Source organism: Rhizobium giardinii bv. giardinii H152, assembly GCF_000379605.1.
Lineage (GTDB): Bacteria > Pseudomonadota > Alphaproteobacteria > Rhizobiales > Rhizobiaceae > Pararhizobium > Pararhizobium giardinii.
The window spans coordinates 68,028-87,945 of sequence record NZ_KB902591.1 but is presented as its reverse complement, the minus strand read 5'-3'; the positions used below and the strand labels follow the sequence as shown (position 1 = coordinate 87,945).

General features: G+C 61.0%; 19 protein-coding genes. 4 read left to right on the top strand and 15 right to left on the bottom strand.

What is annotated here, in order from left to right:
- Positions 1-116 precede the first annotated feature (116 nt).
- From A3AY_RS0108060 to cysG, 4 genes are read right to left on the bottom strand one after another with little or no spacing between them, the layout of a single operon-like run.
- Positions 117-614 carry a DUF934 domain-containing protein gene (locus tag A3AY_RS0108060; protein WP_026203231.1) on the bottom strand — a complete coding sequence of 166 codons (498 nt, stop codon included), beginning with the start codon at positions 612-614 and terminating at the stop codon, positions 117-119.
- 32 nt (positions 615-646) lie between these two features.
- On the bottom strand, positions 647-2,320 hold the full coding sequence (locus tag A3AY_RS0108055; RefSeq protein ID WP_018325172.1) for a nitrite/sulfite reductase: 1,674 nt from the start codon (positions 2,318-2,320) through the stop codon (positions 647-649).
- Positions 2,321-2,334: 14 nt separating this feature from the next.
- Complete coding sequence (locus A3AY_RS0108050) at positions 2,335-2,649, bottom strand: DUF2849 domain-containing protein (RefSeq protein ID WP_018325171.1); 315 nt, start codon at positions 2,647-2,649, stop codon at positions 2,335-2,337.
- Position 2,650: 1 nt separating this feature from the next.
- Positions 2,651-4,120, bottom strand: a complete 1,470-nt coding sequence (cysG, locus tag A3AY_RS0108045; RefSeq protein WP_018325170.1) for a siroheme synthase CysG — start codon at positions 4,118-4,120, stop codon at positions 2,651-2,653.
- A gap of 242 nt (positions 4,121-4,362) precedes the next feature.
- Between cysG and A3AY_RS0108035 the strand changes: the two genes are divergently transcribed.
- Complete coding sequence (locus A3AY_RS0108035) at positions 4,363-4,950, top strand: deaminase (protein WP_026203230.1); 588 nt, start codon at positions 4,363-4,365, stop codon at positions 4,948-4,950.
- A gap of 5 nt (positions 4,951-4,955) precedes the next feature.
- On the top strand, positions 4,956-5,789 hold the full coding sequence (gene mazG / locus A3AY_RS0108030; protein ID WP_018325167.1) for a nucleoside triphosphate pyrophosphohydrolase: 834 nt from the start codon (positions 4,956-4,958) through the stop codon (positions 5,787-5,789).
- 29 nt (positions 5,790-5,818) lie between these two features.
- On the opposite strand, the gene A3AY_RS0108025 is transcribed toward mazG, so the two are convergent.
- From A3AY_RS0108025 to dusB, 9 genes are all read right to left on the bottom strand, one after another.
- Entirely contained in the window at positions 5,819-6,427 is a 609-nt protein-coding gene (locus A3AY_RS0108025) for a 2-hydroxychromene-2-carboxylate isomerase (protein WP_018325166.1), read from the bottom strand.
- Between the two features lie 271 nt (positions 6,428-6,698).
- Positions 6,699-8,024, bottom strand: a complete 1,326-nt coding sequence (gene hflX, locus A3AY_RS0108020; protein ID WP_018325165.1) for a GTPase HflX — start codon at positions 8,022-8,024, stop codon at positions 6,699-6,701.
- A 78-nt stretch (positions 8,025-8,102) separates the two neighbouring features.
- Positions 8,103-8,345 (bottom strand): RNA chaperone Hfq, encoded by a 243-nt coding sequence (hfq, locus tag A3AY_RS0108015; RefSeq protein ID WP_018325164.1) that lies wholly within the window; start codon positions 8,343-8,345, stop codon positions 8,103-8,105.
- Between the two features lie 111 nt (positions 8,346-8,456).
- Positions 8,457-9,320 carry a D-amino-acid transaminase gene (locus tag A3AY_RS0108010; RefSeq protein ID WP_018325163.1) on the bottom strand — a complete coding sequence of 288 codons (864 nt, stop codon included), beginning with the start codon at positions 9,318-9,320 and terminating at the stop codon, positions 8,457-8,459.
- A 33-nt stretch (positions 9,321-9,353) separates the two neighbouring features.
- Complete coding sequence (ntrX, locus tag A3AY_RS0108005) at positions 9,354-10,718, bottom strand: nitrogen assimilation response regulator NtrX (RefSeq protein WP_018325162.1); 1,365 nt, start codon at positions 10,716-10,718, stop codon at positions 9,354-9,356.
- Positions 10,708-12,981 (bottom strand): sensor histidine kinase NtrY-like, encoded by a 2,274-nt coding sequence (locus A3AY_RS0108000; protein WP_026203229.1) that lies wholly within the window; start codon positions 12,979-12,981, stop codon positions 10,708-10,710. The genes ntrX and A3AY_RS0108000 overlap by 11 nt, the downstream gene beginning before the upstream one ends.
- Before the next feature lie 214 nt (positions 12,982-13,195).
- Positions 13,196-14,650 carry a nitrogen regulation protein NR(I) gene (ntrC, locus tag A3AY_RS0107995; protein WP_018325160.1) on the bottom strand — a complete coding sequence of 485 codons (1,455 nt, stop codon included), beginning with the start codon at positions 14,648-14,650 and terminating at the stop codon, positions 13,196-13,198.
- Positions 14,650-15,801: a two-component system sensor histidine kinase NtrB gene (locus tag A3AY_RS0107990; protein WP_018325159.1), complete on the bottom strand. Its 1,152-nt coding sequence runs from the start codon at positions 15,799-15,801 to the stop codon at positions 14,650-14,652. The genes ntrC and A3AY_RS0107990 overlap by 1 nt, the downstream gene beginning before the upstream one ends.
- On the bottom strand, positions 15,798-16,823 hold the full coding sequence (gene dusB, locus A3AY_RS0107985; RefSeq protein WP_026203228.1) for a tRNA dihydrouridine synthase DusB: 1,026 nt from the start codon (positions 16,821-16,823) through the stop codon (positions 15,798-15,800). Before dusB ends, A3AY_RS0107990 begins: the two co-directional genes overlap by 4 nt.
- Positions 16,824-17,045: 222 nt before the next feature.
- Between dusB and A3AY_RS0107980 the strand changes: the two genes are divergently transcribed.
- Both A3AY_RS0107980 and A3AY_RS0107975 read left to right on the top strand, forming a co-directional pair.
- The gene (locus A3AY_RS0107980) at positions 17,046-18,260 is read left to right on the top strand and encodes a bifunctional 2-C-methyl-D-erythritol 4-phosphate cytidylyltransferase/2-C-methyl-D-erythritol 2,4-cyclodiphosphate synthase (protein ID WP_018325157.1); all 1,215 of its coding nucleotides are present in this window, start codon (positions 17,046-17,048) and stop codon (positions 18,258-18,260) included.
- Positions 18,257-18,757: a CinA family protein gene (locus tag A3AY_RS0107975; RefSeq protein WP_018325156.1), complete on the top strand. Its 501-nt coding sequence runs from the start codon at positions 18,257-18,259 to the stop codon at positions 18,755-18,757. The genes A3AY_RS0107980 and A3AY_RS0107975 overlap by 4 nt, the downstream gene beginning before the upstream one ends.
- A 20-nt stretch (positions 18,758-18,777) precedes the next feature.
- On the opposite strand, the gene A3AY_RS0107970 is transcribed toward A3AY_RS0107975, so the two are convergent.
- Both A3AY_RS0107970 and A3AY_RS0107965 read right to left on the bottom strand, forming a co-directional pair.
- Positions 18,778-19,230 (bottom strand): type II toxin-antitoxin system RatA family toxin, encoded by a 453-nt coding sequence (locus tag A3AY_RS0107970; RefSeq protein WP_026203227.1) that lies wholly within the window; start codon positions 19,228-19,230, stop codon positions 18,778-18,780.
- A gap of 77 nt (positions 19,231-19,307) precedes the next feature.
- The gene (locus A3AY_RS0107965) at positions 19,308-19,889 is read right to left on the bottom strand and encodes a P-loop NTPase family protein (RefSeq protein WP_026203226.1); all 582 of its coding nucleotides are present in this window, start codon (positions 19,887-19,889) and stop codon (positions 19,308-19,310) included.
- Between the last annotated feature and the right edge of the window lie 29 nt (positions 19,890-19,918).

Below are 19,918 nucleotides of genomic sequence, written 5' to 3'. Positions count from 1 at the left end.
CTGTAATGATGTTTCAGGTATCAGCGGATATTCCAATCGGCACGGCTTTGGAAGCAAATCCGTTCCAATTATAGCGCCTTTTGCGGATTGATGCGTGCTTCAGACTGTCGCGGCGCTCAGGAGACCCGGCGCCAGCTGTAGGATTTCGCATCCGCCGACGGACGCGCTGTCGGCTGGTAGTGATTGTCGATGCCCGGCAGCCGCCCTTCGGAAAGGCGCTTGAGAGCCGTTGCGTTGGTGACGGCAAAGCTATCGATGCCACAGCGCAGCATCAGCGGCACCTGGTCGATCAGCACATCGCCGACAGCGCGGATTTCCTTGCCATAACCGAGGCGTGCCCTGAGCAGCGAGGCATGGCTGAAGGCCCGGCCGTCGTTGAAGGCCGGAAAGGCGACGGCGATCAGCGACACCTGTTCGAGGAATGGCTGTAGCCGCGTCACATCGTCGGCCGGATTGATCAGTACGCCGAGCCCGCTATCACCGGACGATGCTTTCTCGATGAAGAGATCGAGGCCGAGGATGGCCTTTTCGTTCGAGCCAGCCTTGGTCTCATCGGTTTCGACGACCCAGGGGTCATCTGTCACGAAGCCGGTTTCTTTCCAGATTTTCGTCATGTCTTTGTCCTTGCGCCCCATTTCCCCAGGCATCAGGCTGCTTCCTGGGCGCTGCCGCCATACAACGCATCCTTGAAGGGCTGTGGCCCGACCCGCCGATAGGCATCGAGGAAAATCTCGGATGAATCCTTGCGCAGGCCAAGATACGTGTTGACGATCGTCTCGACTGCATCCGTCACCTTTTCCGGCTCGAAGCCCCGGCCGATGATTTCGCCGATCGAGGTGTTCTCGTCGCCGGAGCCACCGAGCGTGATCTGATAGAGCTCTGCGCCCTTCTTCTCGACGCCCAGCAGGCCGATATGGCCGACATGGTGGTGACCGCAGGCGTTGATGCAGCCGGAGATCTTGATCTTCAGCTCGCCGATCTCCGCCTGCTTGTCCGGATTGCCGAAACGGTTGGAGATTTCCTGCGCTAGCGGAATCGAGCGCGCATTGGCAAGCGCGCAGTAGTCCAAGCCGGGACAGGCAATGATATCCGTGATCAATCCGGCATTGGCGGTCGCAAGGCCCTGGGCAACCAGTCCGCGATAAAGCGGCTCGAGATCTGCAAGCGCCACATGCGGGAAGATCACGTTCTGCTCATGGCTGATGCGGATTTCGTCAAAGGCATATTCCTCCGCGAGATCGGCAATCGCATCCATCTGGCTGTCGCTGGCGTCGCCCGGAATACCGCCGATCGGCTTCAGCGAGATCGTCACCATGCCGTAGTCGGGATGCTTGTGGGGCTGGACGTTCTGCTGCACCCAGCGGGCGAAATCCGGATCGGCCTTCTTCCAGCCGGCCAGACTTGCCCAGCCTTCCGGCCGCTCGGTCAGCGGCGGCAAGGCGAAATAGGTGGTGATCGCCTGGATGTCTGCGTCCGGAAGTTTCAGTTCCGTATTTTTCAGCTGTGCAAACTCCGCATCGACTTGCCGGGCCAGCTCCTCGGCACCGGTTTCGTGAACGAGGATCTTGATGCGAGCCTTGTACTTGTTGTCGCGCCGGCCATGGAGGTTGTACACGCGCATGATCGCAGTCGTGTAGGACAGCAGGTCCTCTTCCGGCAGGAAGTCGCGGATCTTCTTGGCGATCATCGGCGTGCGCCCCTGCCCGCCGCCGACATAGACGGCAAAGCCGATCTCGCCCTTGTCGTTCTTCTTCAGATGCAGGCCGATGTCATGCACCTGGATCGCCGCGCGGTCACGCTCGGCGCCGGTGACGGCGATCTTGAACTTGCGCGGCAGGAACGAGAATTCCGGATGGACGGAAGACCACTGGCGCAGGATTTCGGCGTAGGGGCGCGGATCGGCGACCTCATCGGCGGCTGCACCGGCGAAATGGTCGGCCGTGACGTTGCGGATGCAGTTGCCCGACGTCTGCAGCGCGTGCATTTCGACCGATGCGAGTTCGGCGAGGATATCCGGCGTGTCCGAAAGCTTCGGCCAGTTGTACTGGATGTTCTGGCGCGTGGTGAAATGCCCGTAGCCGCGGTCATACTTGCGGGCGATATGGGCGAGTATGCGCATCTGCCGGCTGTTCAGCGTGCCATAGGGAATGGCGACGCGCAGCATGTAGGCATGAAGCTGCAGATAGACGCCGTTCATCAGCCGCAGCGGCTTGAACGCATCCTCGGCAAGCTCGCCGGAAAGACGGCGCGTCACTTGATCGCGGAACTGCTCAACGCGGCCGGAGACAAAGGCATGGTCGAATTCGTCGTAACGGTACATCGGTCTTCTTTTCCTCAAGCCGCCTGCACGGGGCCGGTCAGGCCCTTGTATCCCGGCGCATAATCGATCGTCGGCCCTTCGGCGCGAACACGCTCGCGCAAACGCAGCGGCCGCAGAACGCCCGCTACTTCTTCAATGTCAATGACATTCACGTCAACCACCTTGTTGTCGGCAAAGGCTGCTTTTCCGGTCTCCTCAAGGGCAGACACGGCTTCGGCATGCCGGGCGACGAAAGCATCCTGCAGCGATTCCACCCAATTGCCGGCGGCATCGAGCCAGACGGAAATTCCGTCCGACAGGCGGTTTGCAGTCAGCACTTTGTCGGCCATGTCAGTTCCTCACTTCGTCTTTATGTTTGCGCGACTGATCCGCGCTGCGCGCTAGATCAGTCTGGCCATCGGCCTTCGCCCGGACAAGCGGCTCCGAACGCTCGAAATTCGCTCCGGCGACGGCGTCACCGATAATCACCATGACCGGCCCGTCCAGTTCATCCCGGTATTGCAGATCCGGCAGGTCCTTCAGCGTGCCGTGCAGCAGCTTACGCTCCGCACGGCTGGCGTTTTCGACGACGGCCACCGTCGTTTCGGCGGGAAGTCCAGCCTGCATCAGCCGCGCAGCGACCGATGCGGCGACCGTACGCCCCATATAGACGGCAATCGTCGCGCCGGAAATGGCAAGGCGCGCCCAATCCGGCAGGACATCGCCTGTCAGGTCGTGGCCGGTCGTGAAGATCAGCGACGAAGCCACACCGCGCAGCGTCAGCGGCAGCTCGAAATCGGCGGCTGCGGCGAAAGCCGAGGTGATGCCGGGCACGATCTCATAGGTAATACCGGCGTCGCGCAGCGCAGCCATTTCTTCCCCGGCACGGCCGTAAACCAGCGGGTCGCCCGATTTCAGCCGCACGACACGCTTGCCCTCCTGGCCGAGGCGAACCAGTAACTGATTGATCTCTTCCTGCGACTTCGAATGGCAGCCCTTGCGCTTGCCGACCGACAGGCGCTCGGCATCGCGGCGGCCCATGTCGACGATCGCCTGCGGCACCAGTGCATCATAGACAATGACGTCGGCTTCCATCATCACGCGCTGCGCCCGCAAGGTGAGCAGATCCTCGGCACCCGGACCGGCACCAACCAGCCAGACATGACCTGGTACACGATCCACGGACGTGAGCAGCCGCGACGCTTCGCGGCGGGCTTCGGCGACATTGCCGAGCGCCACCTGATCGGCCACGGCACCGGAGAAAAATCGGCGCCAGAAGACGCGCCGCGACACGCCGCGGGGCAAAATTCGGTCGGCGGCATCGCGATAGGCTTGCGCCAGCGAAGCAAGTGCGCCGAGCGAGGGCGACAGGATCTGATCGATCTGGGCGCGGATCATCTGCGCCAGTACCGGGCCTGCACCTTCGGTTCCGATCGCAACCGCGACGGGCGCGCGGTTGACCAGCGCCGGCGTCAGGAAATCGCAATATTCCGGCTGATCGACGGCGTTGGCCGGAATTTTCCGCTCCCGAGCCGCCGCGACGACAACGCGGTCCCGGGCAGCATCGCCGGTCGCGGCAAAGACCAGCGTGGCGCCCTCGATTTGGCCAGCATGAAGCGGTTCACGCACCGTCGCAATGGCATTGGCAGCCAGAAAGGCCGCGAAATCCGCCTGCGGTTCGTCGGCGAACGCGACGATCCGGGCCTGCGTGTTCATCAGCAGCCGGACCTTGGCGAAAGCCTCATCGCCATTGCCGAACACCGCCACGCTTTTTTGCGCAACGCGAAAGAAGGCCGGAAATACGGTCAGCTGTTCGGTCATGAGGCTAGGAATGATCCTGTTACAGGTTCTGGGGAATATCCCTTTTATAGAAGGAAAATTGAAGAAACAGAAATTCGCAGGCTCTTGAAGCTGCGTATTGTTTTGCTCGACTTCAGCATGAATTGAGCAAATCTCTCCGGCCGTGGCGTGGCGGCCACACGGGATGAGGCATCCGTTTGGCATTGCCTATTGCTCTCCACAGCCGTTAAATGCGCAACGAATCCATCAGGGAGCTGCAAACGATGACGAATTCCGAACTCGCAGCACGCCTTCTGAGCGTCATCGATGCCGATATCCTGCCGCTGACGGAAAAGAGTGTTGGCGCCGGCAACAAGATCTTCGGCGCCGCGATCCTGCGCAAATCAGACCTCTCGCTGGTGATCGCTGAAACCAACAACGAAACCGAAAATCCGCTCTGGCACGGCGAAGTCCATACGCTGAAGCGGTTCTACGAACGCACCGAGAAGCCGGACACGAAAGAGCTGATTTTCCTGTCCACCCACGAGCCCTGCTCTATGTGCCTTTCGGCCATCACCTGGGCTGGCTTCGACAATTTCTATTATTTCTTCAGCCACGAAGATTCGCGCGACGCCTTTTCCATCCCGCACGACCTGAAAATCCTCAAGGAGGTTTTCCGGCTCGATCCCGGCGGTTACGCGAAGAACAACGCCTTCTGGCGATCCGCAGCGATTGCCGATCTCGTCGCGACATCCGATGAGACTGTGCAACCGGCGCTGCGTTCCCAGGACAAGCGCATCCGTGAAAAATATCAATCCCTGTCCGATGCCTACCAGTCCGGCAAGGACCGCAACGCCATTCCGCTGAATTGAGCCCCATGCAGCCCTCCAAGGACATCACCCGCCTCATCGAGATCATGGCCGCCCTACGCCAGCCCGAAACGGGCTGCCCCTGGGACGTCGTCCAGACCTTCGAGACGATCAAGCCTTACACGCTTGAAGAAGCCTACGAGGTCGCCGACGCCATCGAGCGCGGCGACATGGATGATCTGTGCGACGAACTCGGCGACCTTTTGCTGCAGGTGGTGTTCCATGCCCGCATGGCCGAGGAAGCCGGTCACTTCGCGTTCGCAGATGTGGTCGAGGCGATCACGCGAAAGATGATCCGGCGCCACCCGCATGTCTTTGCCCGCTCGGATGCCGATACGCCGGAGGCGGTCAAGCTGCAATGGAGCGAGATCAAGCAGGCAGAAAAAGCCGAACGGCGCGCACGGCGCGCCAGGCACGGTTTGCCCGAAGATACGCACAAGGGCCATCTCGATTCGGTCCAGCGCAGCTTTCCGGCCCTCGTCGAAGCGCTGAAGCTTCAGGAACGTGCCGCCAAGGTTGGCTTCGACTGGTCGTCACCCGAGCCGATCCTCGACAAGATCGAGGAAGAGATTGCCGAATTGCGCGAGGCGCTGGCCGCCAAAGACAAGGCCAAGGTGGCGGAAGAGCTCGGCGACCTGATCTTCGCCGTCGTCAATATCGGCCGCCACGTCAATGCCGATCCGGAGATGGCGCTGCGCGGAACGAACACCAAGTTCCGGCGCCGCTTCAGCCATATCGAGGCGGAACTGGAAACCGCAGGCGAAAGCCTGGAAGCGGCAACGCTGGAGCGAATGGAAGAACTTTGGCAGGCGGCAAAGGCGATCGAGCGGCAGCTCAAATAGCCCATGCCAACCTGCTTTCCGGACCGAAATCAGCCCGGCGTCGCCCGGTCGAGATTGGTTTGCCACTCGATCGCGTCGTCCAGGCGGTCATGCCCCCAGAACAGTTCGCCATCGACGACAAAGGACGGCGATCCAAAGATCCCCAGTCCTCTTGCCTCATCGGTCGCCGCGTATAGAGCGTCGATCCCCGCCTCGGAGTTCGCCATCTTCAGCACGCGCTCCGCATCCTGGCCAGCTGCCGCGATACTTGCCGAAAGATTCGGTTCGCTTCCTGCCGCCTCGCCGTTGACGAACCATCGTTCATAGGCCGCAACCGTATAGGCCGCGCACCAGCCCTCCGCAGCCGCAAGCACGGCGACCCGGTTGGCTTGCTCCAGCTCGGTCAGCGGATAGGGAATCGGGAACCGGGCTGTCAGCCCGAACTTGGCGGCACGCCGTTCGATATCGCGCCACATATAGGCGGCTTTGACAGGCTTCTTCGCAAAGGGGATATTGTCCATCTCGATCATGATGGCCCGCACATTGAAGGGGTGCCAGTCAAACTCGACACCGGATTTCGCAGCGATTTGCGACAGGCGCATCACCGCAAGAAACGTATAGGTACTTCCGATGGAGAACCAGAAGTCGATCGAGGCCATTGTCGTTGCCCTCCTCAATTCGAGGCGTCACAGGCTTCAACTTGCTGCCCGGAATGGCAGCCCTCTCCCGCTCGGGAGCGTCAGGCGCCACAATACTCCGCTTATCTCGGGAAGGAAACCGGCGGGCTTTTCGCACCATTACAGCGCCGCGCGTCAAACGTGACGCGCAAAGGACGCTGTAGAACTTTGAAACTGCTGCATAATTTCCTCCTTAAATCGATTCCGATTTAAGGAATTATCCAGTAGGCGGCAGTGGCACGCAAAGCATTGACTACCAATCCTGGGCGGCAGCCTTCGGACCGTTCCCCATCCGGCGCTCGAGCTCTTCCGCTTCGGCTGCCGTCAACCGCAGATCGAGGCTGACCGACCCGTCTTCCATGTCTTCCCGAGCATCCACGATCGCATGCTGGTAGACCCACGGCAACAATTGCAGCCTCTCGACAGGCAGCACGACTGTGCATTCGGTCATGACACCGGAAAGCCGGCTGCCGATTTCCTCAAGCAGATCGTCGAGGCCCTCGCCGGTGATGGCTGAAACTGCCGTCGTATTGTCCGTGTTTTCGGCCTTCTGCACGAGCCCGGCGCGCGCCTCTGGGTCAAGCAGGTCGATCTTGTTCCAGACCTCGATGAGGCGCTCTGCCCTAGCCTTCTCGTCGATGCCGAGATCGGTCAGGATGCGCAGCACGTCTTGCGCCTGAACCTGATTGTCAGGATCGGCGAGATCGCGAACGTGCAGGATCAAGTCGGCTTCCAAAACCTCTTCCAGCGTTGCCCGGAAGGCGGCGACCAGATGCGTCGGCAGGTCTGAGATGAAACCGACGGTGTCGGACAGGATCACCATCCGCCCATGCGGCAGCTTCATGCGGCGCAACGTCGGGTCAAGCGTCGCAAACAGCATGTCTTCGGCAAGAACGCCGGCACCGGTGATGCGGTTGAACAAGGTCGATTTGCCGGCATTGGTATAGCCGACAAGAGCAACGATCGGATGCGGGACCTTCTTGCGTTTGGCACGATGCAACTGGCGAGTCCGCCGGACCTGCTCCAGTTCCTTCTCAAGCTTGACGATCTTTTCCTGCAGCAGCCGGCGGTCGGCTTCGATCTGCGTTTCACCGGGACCGCCCATGAAACCGGCACCGCCGCGCTGGCGCTCGAGGTGGGTCCAGCTGCGGACCAGCCGGCCCTTCTGGTAATTCAGGTGCGCAAGCTCGACCTGCAGCGTGCCTTCCCGGGTGGAGGCGCGGCGGCCAAAGATTTCGAGGATGAGGCCGGTCCGGTCGATGACCTTGCAGTTCCATTCTTTTTCGAGGTTGCGCTGCTGCACCGGCGTCAGCGGGTGATCGACGATTACCAGGCCAGCATCGTACTCGACGAGCAAATGGCCGATCTCCTCGATCTTGCCGGTTCCGAGCAGCGTCCCGGGTTTCGGCTGAGCGATGGGCACGATCGTGCCATGCACGACCTCGAGATCGATGGCGAGTGCCAGACCGATGGTTTCCTCGAGCCGGCTTTCGTCGCTGCGGGTCGAGGTCGCGGCAATCACGTCGGCATTTTGCCTGCCCGTCTTTTTCAGGACCGGTACGATGACGACGGCGCGCATGTCATCGCGAAGCTTTTCGAGCTCCGGGATGATCGACGCCGATTTTGTATCACGTTTGGTAATGTGCCTTGCTTTCCGTCAGGATGCGGATTCTTCGCTCTCGAACATCTGCATCGGCTGGCCCGGCATGATTGTCGAGATGGCGTGCTTGTATACGAGCTGCGAGTGCCCGTCACGCCGCAAGAGGACACAAAAATTGTCGAAAGACGTCACAACGCCCGTCAGTTTCACACCATTGATAAGAAATATCGTCAGAGATATCTTCTGCTTGCGGACGGTGTTGAGAAAAAGATCCTGCAAGTTCTGAGAACGTTCCGCCATGGCGCCGCTTCTTTCTTATTTGCCGGTTCAATGTAACCGGTTGATTATTCGTTCTGTTTATCTCGAACGCCGTCAGAAGTCCCCTTCCGAGCGTCCCCCAGGATTTTGGTATCAAATCGCAGTCTTTTCCGCAATGTCGAAAAAGGCTTCGCGAATTTTCTGTGACACGCTGCCGGGGTGCCCGTTGGCGATGACTTTACCGTTAATCGCCACCACCGGAAAACAGATGCTGGTCGCCGCCGTGATGAATACCTCGCGCGCGGCAAGCATGTCTTCCACCGAAAAAGCGCGCTCCTCTATGTCGATACCGACCGAGGCCGCCACGTCCATCAATGTCGTGCGGGTGATGCCGCGAAGGATGCCGTGATCGGCGTGACGCGTCCGCAGCGTCCCATCCCTGTCGACGATCCAGACATTGGTCGCAGCACCTTCCTTCACCGTGCCGTCCGGCTCGACGAAGATCGCCTCCTGGGCGCCCTCCTCCTTCGCGGCCTGGCGGGCGAGAACGTTAGCCAGGAGCCCGACGGTCTTCACGTCGACACGATCCCAGCGGTTTTCCGGCACGGTAATCGCTCGGATTCCTACGGCGTTTTTCCTGGCAATGAGGGAAGCGTCGGTTCTCTTTGCCGTGACGACAAGCGTCGATGGCGTGCCCTCTGCCGGAAACACATGGTCGCGGCGCGCTGCTCCGCGCGTCACCTGGATGTAAAACAGGCCATTGCGTATGCGGTTGCGCCGCAGAACTTCGCGAATGACGACAACGAGCGCCGTCCGCGTCATCGGCCAGGCAATCCTGATCTCCCTGAGCGATCGGTCGAGCCGGTTAAGATGCCGGGTCAGGTCGACGATGAAGCCGTGACGGATTTCGCAGACCTCATAGACGCCATCGGCGAACTGAAAGCCACGGTCCTCAATATGAACGGCGGCATCGGTGTGGCGCTGGTAGGCGCCGTTCACATAGGCAATTCTCGACATGGGTGACTTCTCAAGAGATGGAAATGCGCGATTTCAGACGCCAAGCGATTTCAGCTTTCGATGCAGTGCCGAACGCTCCATACCGACGAACTCGGCCGTACGCGAAATATTGCCGCCAAAACGGTTGATCTGGGCGATCAAATAGTCGCGCTCGAACATTTCCCGTGCCTCGCGCAGCGGCAGCGTCATGATGTGCTGATCGCCCTGCGCCGAGATTTTCGGCAAGCTGTCGCCGACCTCGCTCGGCAGCATGTCCGCTGAGATCGCCGTGTCCGGGCCATCACTGCGGGCGAGAATCATCAGGCGCTCGATATTGTTGCGCAATTGGCGGATGTTGCCCGGCCAGTCATGCGACTGCAGTACCGCCAGAGCATCGTCACCGATCTTGCGAGTACGGATACCAGCCTGCTCGCTGACCTGCCGCATGAACATGTCGACGAGGAACGGAATATCCTCGCGCCGCTCGGCAAGCGCCGGCACTCTAACGGGAATGACCGCCAGGCGATGATAAAGATCCTCGCGGAAAGTGCCCTCGGCAATCTGGCTTTCGAGGTTGTAGGCGGTCGATGAGATAATGCGCACATCGACCTTGACGCGCTTGGAGCCGCCGACACGTTCGAACTGCTGATCGACCAGCACGCGCAGGATCTTGTTTTGCGTTTCGCGTGGCATTTCGCCGACTTCATCGAGATAAAGAATGCCGCCATGGGCCTCTTCCAGTGCGCCGGTCTTGCGCGCCTGGCCGGGCGTTCCCTCCGTGCCGAAGAGAGCAATTTCCATGCGGTCCGGCGTGATCGCCGCCGCGTTCAGCGCCACGAATGGCCCCGCCATTCGTGAAGACTTGCGGTGAATCATCCGCGCCACGAGCTCTTTGCCCGAGCCGGACGGTCCGTGAATCATGATGCGGCTGTTGGTGGGCGCGACCTTTTCGATCGTCTGGCGAAGCTGCGAGACGGCAACGGAGGTACCGATCAGTTCCACGGGATCACCGGAGCGCTTCTTCAGCTCGGAGACTTCCCGCTTGAGTTTGGAGTTCTCCAGCGCCCGCTCGGCGATCAGGATCAGCCGGTCAGCCTTGAACGGCTTTTCGATGAAATCATAGGCGCCGCGGCGGATCGCCGACACGGCGGTTTCGATGTTGCCGTGGCCGGAAATCATGACCACCGGCAGGTCCGGATAACGGCCCTTGATCTCGTCGAGAAGCGCCAGACCGTCAAGACGGCTGCCCTGCATCCAGATATCGAGAAAGACGAGGCGCGGCACACGGTCGCTGATCGCCTGCAACGCGCTGTCGCTGTCGAACGCAGTCCGGGTCTCATGACCCTCGTCGGAGAGAATGCCGGAGACAATCTCGCGAATGTCCTCCTCGTCGTCCACAACCAGAATGTCAGCCGCCATGGGAAGTATCCTTGTCTTGTCTGTCGTCAGTGCCGCCGCTCTGTCCGGCCGGCGGCAAAATAATGCGGATCATGGCGCCCTGCCCGTGATCGAAATCAGCGGGGGCGTCATGCAGTTCCAATTGTCCGCCGTGGTCCTCGATGATCTTCTTGACGATCGCAAGGCCGAGGCCGGTGCCCTTTTCCCGCATCGTCATGTAGGGCTCGAGGATGCGGTGACGGTTTTCGGTCGGCAGCCCCTTGCCGTTGTCGATGATGTCGACAACGAACTGGCCGCTCGTTTCATTGCGTCTCGAACGGATCAGCACGCGGCGATCACCGCGAACGGCATCGGCCGGCAAGGCTTCGATCGCCTCGACCGCGTTCTTGATGATGTTGCCGAAAGCCTGGCCGAGCATGCGCCCGTCGAAGGTGCCGTCGAGCGGTTCGTCGCCGAAATCGCGGATGAAGGTGACATGGGTGTTGCCCATCTCGCGCAGGAAGACGGCATCCTTGAGGATGTTGCGCAGGTCCGCCCGTTCCTTTGTCGGCTTCGGCATCCGCGCAAAGCCGGAGAATTCATCGACCATCCGGCCGATATCCTCGACCTGGCGAACAATCGTGTCGGTACATTGATCGAACACCGTCCGGTCGTCCTGATTGATCTGCTTGCCGTAGCGGCGCTTCAGGCGCTCGGCCGAAAGCTGGATCGGCGTCAGCGGGTTCTTGATCTCATGGGCGATGCGGCGTGCGACGTCGGCCCAGGCGGTCGAGCGCTGGGCGATGACCAGATCGGTGATGTCGTCGATGGTGATAACGTAGGATTCCTTCGCATCGTGCGATTCCTCACGCGTCACCTGAACATTCAGCGTGCGCTCCGTGCCGCCGCGCATGATATTGATCTGCTTGCGGTAATCGTTGCGATGGCGGCTCGCCGCCTCGCTCAGCACCTGTTCGATCTCAGGGGCCACGTCGCCCAGTCTTTCACCGACGAGCTCAAGGATTGGGCGCGAGAGGAAATGTTCGGACGACGGATTCGCAATGGTGATGCGCCGGTCATCCTCTACCCCGATCACCGCGGCGGTGACCCCGGAAAGAACGGCCTCGATAAACCTGCGGCGGTCGTCCATCTCGTCCTTCGCCTCAAGGATCTGATCTCGCTGCGTCCGGATCTCGGCAATCATCTTGTTGAACGTGCGCGACAGGCTGCCAACGTCGCCGTCGACGGTATGCACCGGCACCACCACATTCAGGTTGCCGCTCGCCACGCTGTCGGCAGCACCGATCAGCAGCCGGATCGGCCGAACGATCCGGTCGGCAACCGCAATTGCGGTCCAGATGGCAGCAAGCAGGACAATCAGCGCAAAGCCGAGATAAAGCACGCCGAAAGCGACCTGCAGCGACGTGCGTCCGGCTTCGAGATTCTTGTATTCGGCGGTGTTCTCTTCCATCAGCCGCATCGAGCGCATGACCTTGGGGTCGACGCTGCGCACGGTGTAGAGGTACGCCCCATCGATGTTGTCGATCGGGATGACCGCACCGACCAGGTTGGTTACACCGGGGGGGATGAGGGTCGGCTGTCCGGACGCGGTGCTGAGCAGCGCGTCCCTGGGAATCGCCGGCAACGGCCGCTCGGTGGGGATATTCGCCTGCAGTATGGGTGAACCGTCCGCCCGCACCAGGAAAGCGCCCAACATGCCGCGCCCGCGGGCCTGGCGCGTCATCAGGTCGATAAAGCCGGTGCGGTCGAGGCTGTAGAGCTGACGGTTACGCTCCAGGTCATTGGCCATGGAGACCGTCTGCCCCTGGAGATAGCTGGCGTTCTCAAGCACATAGGCCTGCGCGACGTCGAGCGAGGAGTTGACGATCGACTGCGTGCGTAGCGAAAACCAGCGATCGAGACCGACATCAAGCGTAATCGTGGCAAAGATCGCAACCAGAATGGCCGGGGTGATCGCGACGATCGAAAACAGCGCGACGATGCGAACATGCAGTCGAGCCGCTGCCCGGCCGCGCTTGCGGGCTTTCAGAAGGCGTACGATCTCGCGACCGATCAGGAACATGAGGCCGATAACGAACAACGCATTGATCGCGGCCGATCCAATGATGATATTGGTTTCCGGCTTGATCGGCGTCAGACCGAGCAGAATAAGCAGCGACACGATCGCGCAGGCGAGCGCACCTGTTGCGAGAATCAGACCGGGAAACGCGAAGGATGCGCGCCGGTCGGGGCCGATCATCGCAGTCTTATCTTTCGCCACTGGCACAATAAGCCCTTCGGCCATCCAACATGCATCCCCCGGCGTCGCGCCGTTCGTTGAACAACGGCAAGCGCCTCTCGCTTTTGCTATCTAGGAAATAAAGCTCTCCGCTCCGTTTCCCCCTGCTTTCATCCGCCGTAACGGATTCGGCGGATGACGCAACTTCAGGAATCGTCGCCACCCGTGTGCTTTCTAAGCAACATATTGTGGCGAAAATGCAACGGTTACCGCTGCGAAGTCAAGCGCTACGAGAGCTACGGTAAACGGAAACGCCAAGCTCGCGAATCTTCTTGCGCAAGGTGTTTCGGTTCAAACCAAGCAAGTCGGCAGCCTTGATCTGATTGCCGCGCGTTGCCGTCAAGGCGGCGAGAATCAGGGGATATTCCATCTCGGCCAGCACCCGGTCATACAGCCCCGCCGGCGGCAGACCGTCGCCGAATCCCGCGAAATACTGTCGCATGTTTTCTTCCACCGCCTGGGAAATCGACATCGACCCCGGCCGGCTCGAAGCCTTCTCGATCGGACTGTCGGGAATATCGGAACGCAATTCGCTTTCGATGATCTCCCTGGTGATCACATCCTGGGGATAGAGCGCGGTCAGCCGGCGAACGACGTTCTCGAGTTCGCGAACGTTGCCCGGCCAAGGATGCGCCTTCATCAGTTCAAGCGCTTCCTGATCAAATCGCTTGACGTCGAGACCTTCCTTTTCCGCCTGCTGGACGAAATGGCGAACGAGATCCGGGATATCCTCTGCGCGATCGCGCAGCGGCGGGAGGCGCAACGGCACGACATTGAGACGATAATAGAGGTCCTCGCGGAAGAGGCCCTGATTGATCGACTGTTTCAGGTCCTTGTTGGTCGCCGCGACGATGCGAACATCGGAGCGGATCGGCGTGCGACCGCCGACAGTGGTATATTCGCCCTGCTGCAGCACGCGCAGCAGCCGCGTCTGCGCGTCCATCGGCATATCGCCGATCTCGTCGAGAAACAGCGTGCCGCCCTCGGCTTGCTCGAATCGACCCGTTGAACGGTTTTGCGCGCCGGTGAAAGCCCCCTTCTCATGGCCGAAGAGTTCCGATTCGATGAGGTCGCGCGGGATCGCGGCCATATTGATGGCGACGAAAGGACCATTGCGGCGCTTGCCGTAATCGTGCAGCGCGCGCGCGACCAATTCCTTGCCGGTGCCGGATTCGCCGGTGATCATCAGCGTCAAATCGGTCTGCATCAGACGCGCCAGGACACGGTAGATTTCCTGCATCGCGGCGGAGCGGCCGACCAGTGGCATGCCGTCCTGCGTGTCGTCGTCCATCTTGGCCGGCTTGCGCTTCGGCTCGGCGAGCGCCCGGCCGATGATCGCAATCAGTTCCGTCAGGTCGAAGGGCTTGGGCAGGTAGTCATAGGCGCCCTTCTCGGACGCCTTGATCGCCGTCATGAAGGTGTTCTGCGCGCTCATCACCAGCACCGGCAGGTCGGGTCGCGCCTTCTTGATGCGCGGCAGGAGGTCGAAGGCGTTTTCGTCCGGCATGACGACATCGGTAACGACGAGGTCACCATCGCCGGCCGCGATCCAGCGCCAGAGCGTCGCGGCATTGGAGGTGATGCGTACGTCGTAGCCGGCGCGGCTGAGCGCCTGGTTGAGTACCGTGCGGATGGCAGCGTCGTCGTCAGCAACGAGAATCGTGGCGGCCGTCATCAAGATTGTCCTTTTACTGTCAGTGGTTCGCTGTCTTCCGCCGTTGGTCCCTTCGACGCGGGCATCAGAACGCGAAATGTCGTGCGGTTCGACTGGCTATCGCATTCGACGATGCCGCCATGACCGCCAATGATCTTGGCAACCAGCGCCAGCCCGAGGCCGGAGCCGTTGGTTTTCGTGGTGATGAACGGGTCGAACAGATGCGGCACGAGGTCGGCCGGCACCCCTGGCCCGTTGTCATGAACGCAAAATTCGAGCGGCAGCGAGATCTTCTCCCGCGTTCCGGCGACGGAGAGACGAATGCCCGGCCGATAGGCGGTCGTCAGCATGATCTCGCCATCCGGCTTGTCGGCGACGGCTTCGGCGGCATTCTTGATCAGGTTGAGGAACACCTGGATCAACTGGTCGCGATTGGCATAGACCGGCGGCAGCGACGGATCGTAATTCTCGGTAATGCGGATTTTGCGGGCGAAGCCGGCCTTGGCGACGGCCTTCACATGATCCAGGACCGAATGGATGTTGACGGGATGGCGGTCGACCGGCCGTTCGTCGGAAAAGACCTCCATGCGGTCGACCAGCGAGACGATGCGATCGGTCTCGTCGCAGATCAGTCGCGTCAGCGCCCGGTCGTCGTCATTGACCGATGTTTCGAGAAGCTGGGCCGCGCCCCTGATACCCGAAAGCGGGTTCTTGATTTCGTGGGCCAGCATCGAGGCAAGCCCCGTGACCGAGCGGGCGGCGGCGCGATGGGTGAGCTGCCGATCGATCTTGTCAGCCATCGAGCGCTCCTGGAAGACGATCACCACCGAGCCTGGTTCCGACAGCACGGGCGCGACATAGAGATCGACCAGCTTGTCGGCACCGAGCCGCGGCGAACTCAGGTCGACGCGATATTCGTTGACGGCGGCGCGACGTTCGCGCACCTGCTCGATCAGCGTCAGCAGCGGGCTGCCGAAGGGAATGAAGGCACTGATGTCGTGGCGGGCGAGATAGTTGGCGCTGGCACCGAAAAACGACTCCGCTTCCCAGTTCGCAAACGCCACGAGGCCATTCTCATCGACAAGGATGACAGGGTTCTGGATGGCGTTGAGAACGGCCATCGGCATGGAATCCGCGATCTTCTGCTCTTCCTCGCGCAATTTCTCGGTCATGCCGCATCCTTTTCTTCTTCGCGCCCCGATCCGGCAGCGATCGCTGCGACGGTTTGGGAAAGGACGGCTTTCGGGTCGGTAGAAGTCATGATCGCCGCCTTCGCCGGTGACGATAGCTGCCGCGCGAAGCGGTCGAGATACCAAGCGATATGTTTTCGGGCATGTCGCAGACCGATATCGGCGCCGTAGAATTCGAGCATCATGCCGTAATGTTCGGCGACGATATCCTGAATTTCCGCAACATCCGGATGCCTGGCCGCGCCCGCCAGCACGCCGGCATGCCACGGCCGCCCCTGGCTGGAACGGCCGATCATCACCGCATCGGCGCCGGAGCGCCTCAGGATTTCCTCGGCATCCGCCGTTGTGGCGACATCGCCATTGGCAACGAGCGGAACCGAAATCACATCGCGAACGGTGCGGATCGCATCCCAATCGGCACTGCCATTATAGAACTGCATGCGCGTGCGGCCGTGGATGGTGAACATCTTCACACCGGCCTCTTCCGCTCTTTTGGCGATCTCGGGCGCATTGATGGAGTTCTCGTCCCAACCAAGGCGCATCTTCAGTGTCACGGGCACGTCGACGGCGTTTACGGTCGCTTCGATCAGTGACAGCGCATGGTCCGGATCGCGCATCAGGGCAGAGCCGGAATAGCCGCCGGTCACCTTCTTGGCCGGGCAGCCCATATTGATGTCGATGACATCAGCGCCATTGCCGGCAGCGATCTTTGCCGCTTCCGCCATCCAATGGGCTTCGCGTCCGGCGAGCTGGACCATATGCGGATCGATGCCGGAACTTTTAAGGCGCGCCCAGCTTTCCGACGCGTTGCCCACGAGTTCGCGGCTTGCTACCATCTCGGTGACGACGAGACCTGCGCCGAAACGCCAGGCCAGTTGCCGGAAGGGCAAGTCCGTCACACCCGACATGGGCGCAAGCACGACGCGGTTCCGAAAGGAAAGCCCCCCAACCCGAAACGGCGATGACAAATCCGGTATCTGCAAATGATTATCTTTCGGGCACATCTTTATTCTGCACTATTTTTAGACATAGTTGATAGGCTTGCCAAGCGATTTCAGTGCCGCGCCACAAAATTCCCTGGAGAACTGGTAAAGGCCCGTCCTTCGCGGTAAATCACCACCGCGTCTGAAGATTTTTGGACGGGTGTGCCGCCGTTTATCTTAAGCCGCTCAAACGAGCAGCGTTGGGCCTGGACGGTGGTGCATTCGCGGGAAGCCATATAGAAAATGCCGGCAAATGAACAGCTTTCCTGTGGTATCGTCATCGTCGCTGCGGGGCGTGGCGAGCGCGCCGGCTCGCAACAGGACGGCCCCAAACAGTATCGTCTGATCGGTGGACGGCCGGTTATCTGCCATACTCTTGATGTTTTTGCGACCTGGCCGCGGCAAAAGACAATCGTCGTCGTCATTCACCCCGATGATGAAGCGCTGTTCCAGCAAGCTCTTGGCCACCTGGCTGACAATAGAACGACCGTCACCCTCGTCCATGGTGGCCCGACGCGCCAACTGTCGGTGCTTGCCGGGTTGAAGGCACTCGAAGCATCCCGCATCACGCATGTGATGATCCAGGATGCAGTGCGCCCGTTTGTCGATCATGCGCTGCTCGACCGCTGCTTTTCGGCATTGGCCGACGGCGCAGAGGCCGTCCTTCCCGCCGTGGCAGTCGCCGACACGCTGAAGCGGGGCTCGCCCGATGGCAAGGTCGTCGAAACCGTGTCGAGGACCGGCCTGTTCGCCGCACAGACACCCCAGTGTTTCCGCTTCGAGCCGATTCTCTCAGCCCATGCACAAGCTGCCGCTTCCGGCCGCGCCGACTTCACCGACGATGCCTCGATCGCCGAATGGGCCGGCATGCCCGTGACCTTGGTCGAGGGTTCTGTCGACAATATCAAACTGACACTCAAACGGGATATCCGCATGGCGGACGAAAAACTGAGCCGGAATCCCCTTCCCGACGTGCGCACCGGCAATGGCTACGACGTACACCAGCTTGTCGATGGCGACGGCGTGACGCTCTGCGGCGTTTTCATCCCGCACGACCAGAAACTGCTCGGTCATTCCGATGCCGATGTGGCGCTGCATGCCCTGACGGACGCGCTTCTGGCGACCTGCGGCGCGGGGGATATCGGCGATCACTTTCCGCCGTCGGACCCACAGTGGAAAGGTGCTGCCTCGCGCATCTTCCTCGAACACGCGGCCAAGATCGTTCGCGATCACGGCGGCACGATCATGAACGCCGATATTTCGCTGATCGCCGAGGCGCCCAAGGTTGGGCCGCACCGCCAGGCGATGCGCGAAAATCTCGCGGCGATGCTCGACATCTCCCTCGATCGGTGCTCGGTGAAGGCGACGACCAACGAAAAGATCGGCTTCGTCGGCAGGCGCGAGGGCATCGCCGCCATTGCGACGGCAACGGTGGTTTATTCGGGAGAGGGAAAATGAGCGGCTGGCCAGCGGAAATCGAACACAGGGCGCGCGCATTGATCGCTGCATTTTCCGAACGCCGCCTGATGGTTGCGACGGCGGAATCCTGCACCGGTGGACTGATCGTCGGCGCGCTGACCGAAGTCTCCGGTTCGTCCTCGGTGGTCGACCGCGGTTTCGTTACCTATTCCAACGACGCCAAGATACAGATGCTGGGTGTGGATCCCGCAACGCTTGCCACGCATGGGGCGGTGTCGCGCCAGACCGCGGTCGAGATGGCACGCGGTGCCCTTTCCCACTCGCAGGCCGATATCGCCATCGCAGTCACCGGCATTGCGGGGCCGAGCGGAGGGACGGACGAAAAGCCCGTCGGGCTCGTGCATCTGGCAGCCGCGAGCCGGGGCGGTGCGGTGCGCCATCGTGAGATGCGCTATGGCGAGATCGGCCGCGATGCAATCCGGCTGGCGACCGTGCGGACGGCGCTCGACATGCTGGCGGAGGCGGCAGAAGGCTGACGCGTCATGGGCGAATGCTTTTACACGACGGCATAGATCTCGTCGGCGCGCTTTTCGAAGGCCTCTGAAAACATCCGGAAGGCGCGATCGAACATGGAGCCCATCAAGGCCCCCAGAATCCGGCTCTTGAACTCATAATCGATAAAGAAATGGACGGAGCAACCGCCCTCGCCCGCCGGTTCGAAACGCCAGCGATTGTCGAGATATTTGAATGGTCCGTCGAGATATTTGACGTCGATGAACCGCTCGGCCTTGTTCAGCAGGACTTGTGTGGTGAAGGTCTCGCGGATCGCCTTGTAGCCGACCGTCATGTCCGCCACCAGCAGCACCTTGCCGTCGCGCTCCTTGCGCGAGCGAACCGCCAAGGCTTCGCAGAGCGGCAGGAATTGCGGGTATTTTTCTACGTCGGCAATCAGATCGAACATCTGGTCGGGCGTATGCTTGACGGGCCGGTGAGTCTCGAATTGTGGCATGGATTTCAGATATTCAATGATTTCCGTAAAAACAAGATGCCGGGCTCCGGGACCCAAGCACGAGAACATACGAAACCTTATCCGACAGTGACAGCTCCCTGCAGGCGCGCGACGAGCGCACCCATGTCGCGGCGGCTCCTCAGTTGCAGGACCGGCATGCCCGGCGAATACCGGCCTAACCTATCCACGATCAGCGGAGAAACGCGGCGCTCGAAATTCCAGATGTAGGAAAGGAATTCGCGATCCGGCAATTGTTCAGGACAACCGGGCGCCATGTCGGCGCGGACACGGCCGAAACTCGACGCCACCCGGCAGGTCAACCCCCACAGACATATCCGCCGCGGAACGCGGACCCAGACGACGAGATCCGCTCGCGGCAGGCGCAGGTCGAAGCTCGACGCGCCGGTCCCGTCCATGATCCATCGCTCCTCTGCGACCTTGGCGGCAATCAGCGCGCGCTCCTCCGCTTTCGGCCGTTTCGCCCAACCGGGCAGCCAGAAGAAGTCCCGGTCCATCGAGACGTAAGGCAGGTCAAGTCTGCTCGAGAGCCCTCTGGACAGCGTGCTCTTGCCGCCGCCGGAGCAGCCGATCACGAGGATCCGATCGGCGCGGCCAAGGATCGGGAGGGCTTCTTCAATTCCGGAAACATAGCGCGGCATGACGGGCTCCAGATCTTGGAGCCGCGCAC

Bases quoted from the DNA above. Each gene is read 5' to 3' on its own strand.
- A3AY_RS0108060 (WP_026203231.1), bottom strand. From the start codon at position 614: ATGACGAAAATCTGGAAAGAAACCGGCTTCGTGACAGATGACCCCTGG.
- A3AY_RS0108055 (WP_018325172.1), bottom strand. From the start codon at position 2,320: ATGTACCGTTACGACGAATTCGACCATGCCTTTGTCTCCGGCCGCGTT.
- A3AY_RS0108050 (WP_018325171.1), bottom strand. From the start codon at position 2,649: ATGGCCGACAAAGTGCTGACTGCAAACCGCCTGTCGGACGGAATTTCC.
- cysG (WP_018325170.1), bottom strand. From the start codon at position 4,120: ATGACCGAACAGCTGACCGTATTTCCGGCCTTCTTTCGCGTTGCGCAA.
- A3AY_RS0108035 (WP_026203230.1), top strand. From the start codon at position 4,363: ATGACGAATTCCGAACTCGCAGCACGCCTTCTGAGCGTCATCGATGCC.
- mazG (WP_018325167.1), top strand. From the start codon at position 4,956: ATGCAGCCCTCCAAGGACATCACCCGCCTCATCGAGATCATGGCCGCC.
- A3AY_RS0108025 (WP_018325166.1), bottom strand. From the start codon at position 6,427: ATGGCCTCGATCGACTTCTGGTTCTCCATCGGAAGTACCTATACGTTT.
- hflX (WP_018325165.1), bottom strand. From the start codon at position 8,024: ATGCGCGCCGTCGTCATCGTACCGGTCCTGAAAAAGACGGGCAGGCAA.
- hfq (WP_018325164.1), bottom strand. From the start codon at position 8,345: ATGGCGGAACGTTCTCAGAACTTGCAGGATCTTTTTCTCAACACCGTC.
- A3AY_RS0108010 (WP_018325163.1), bottom strand. From the start codon at position 9,320: ATGTCGAGAATTGCCTATGTGAACGGCGCCTACCAGCGCCACACCGAT.
- ntrX (WP_018325162.1), bottom strand. From the start codon at position 10,718: ATGGCGGCTGACATTCTGGTTGTGGACGACGAGGAGGACATTCGCGAG.
- A3AY_RS0108000 (WP_026203229.1), bottom strand. From the start codon at position 12,981: ATGGCCGAAGGGCTTATTGTGCCAGTGGCGAAAGATAAGACTGCGATG.
- ntrC (WP_018325160.1), bottom strand. From the start codon at position 14,650: ATGACGGCCGCCACGATTCTCGTTGCTGACGACGACGCTGCCATCCGC.
- A3AY_RS0107990 (WP_018325159.1), bottom strand. From the start codon at position 15,801: ATGACCGAGAAATTGCGCGAGGAAGAGCAGAAGATCGCGGATTCCATG.
- dusB (WP_026203228.1), bottom strand. From the start codon at position 16,823: ATGTGCCCGAAAGATAATCATTTGCAGATACCGGATTTGTCATCGCCG.
- A3AY_RS0107980 (WP_018325157.1), top strand. From the start codon at position 17,046: ATGCCGGCAAATGAACAGCTTTCCTGTGGTATCGTCATCGTCGCTGCG.
- A3AY_RS0107975 (WP_018325156.1), top strand. From the start codon at position 18,257: ATGAGCGGCTGGCCAGCGGAAATCGAACACAGGGCGCGCGCATTGATC.
- A3AY_RS0107970 (WP_026203227.1), bottom strand. From the start codon at position 19,230: ATGCCACAATTCGAGACTCACCGGCCCGTCAAGCATACGCCCGACCAG.
- A3AY_RS0107965 (WP_026203226.1), bottom strand. From the start codon at position 19,889: ATGCCGCGCTATGTTTCCGGAATTGAAGAAGCCCTCCCGATCCTTGGC.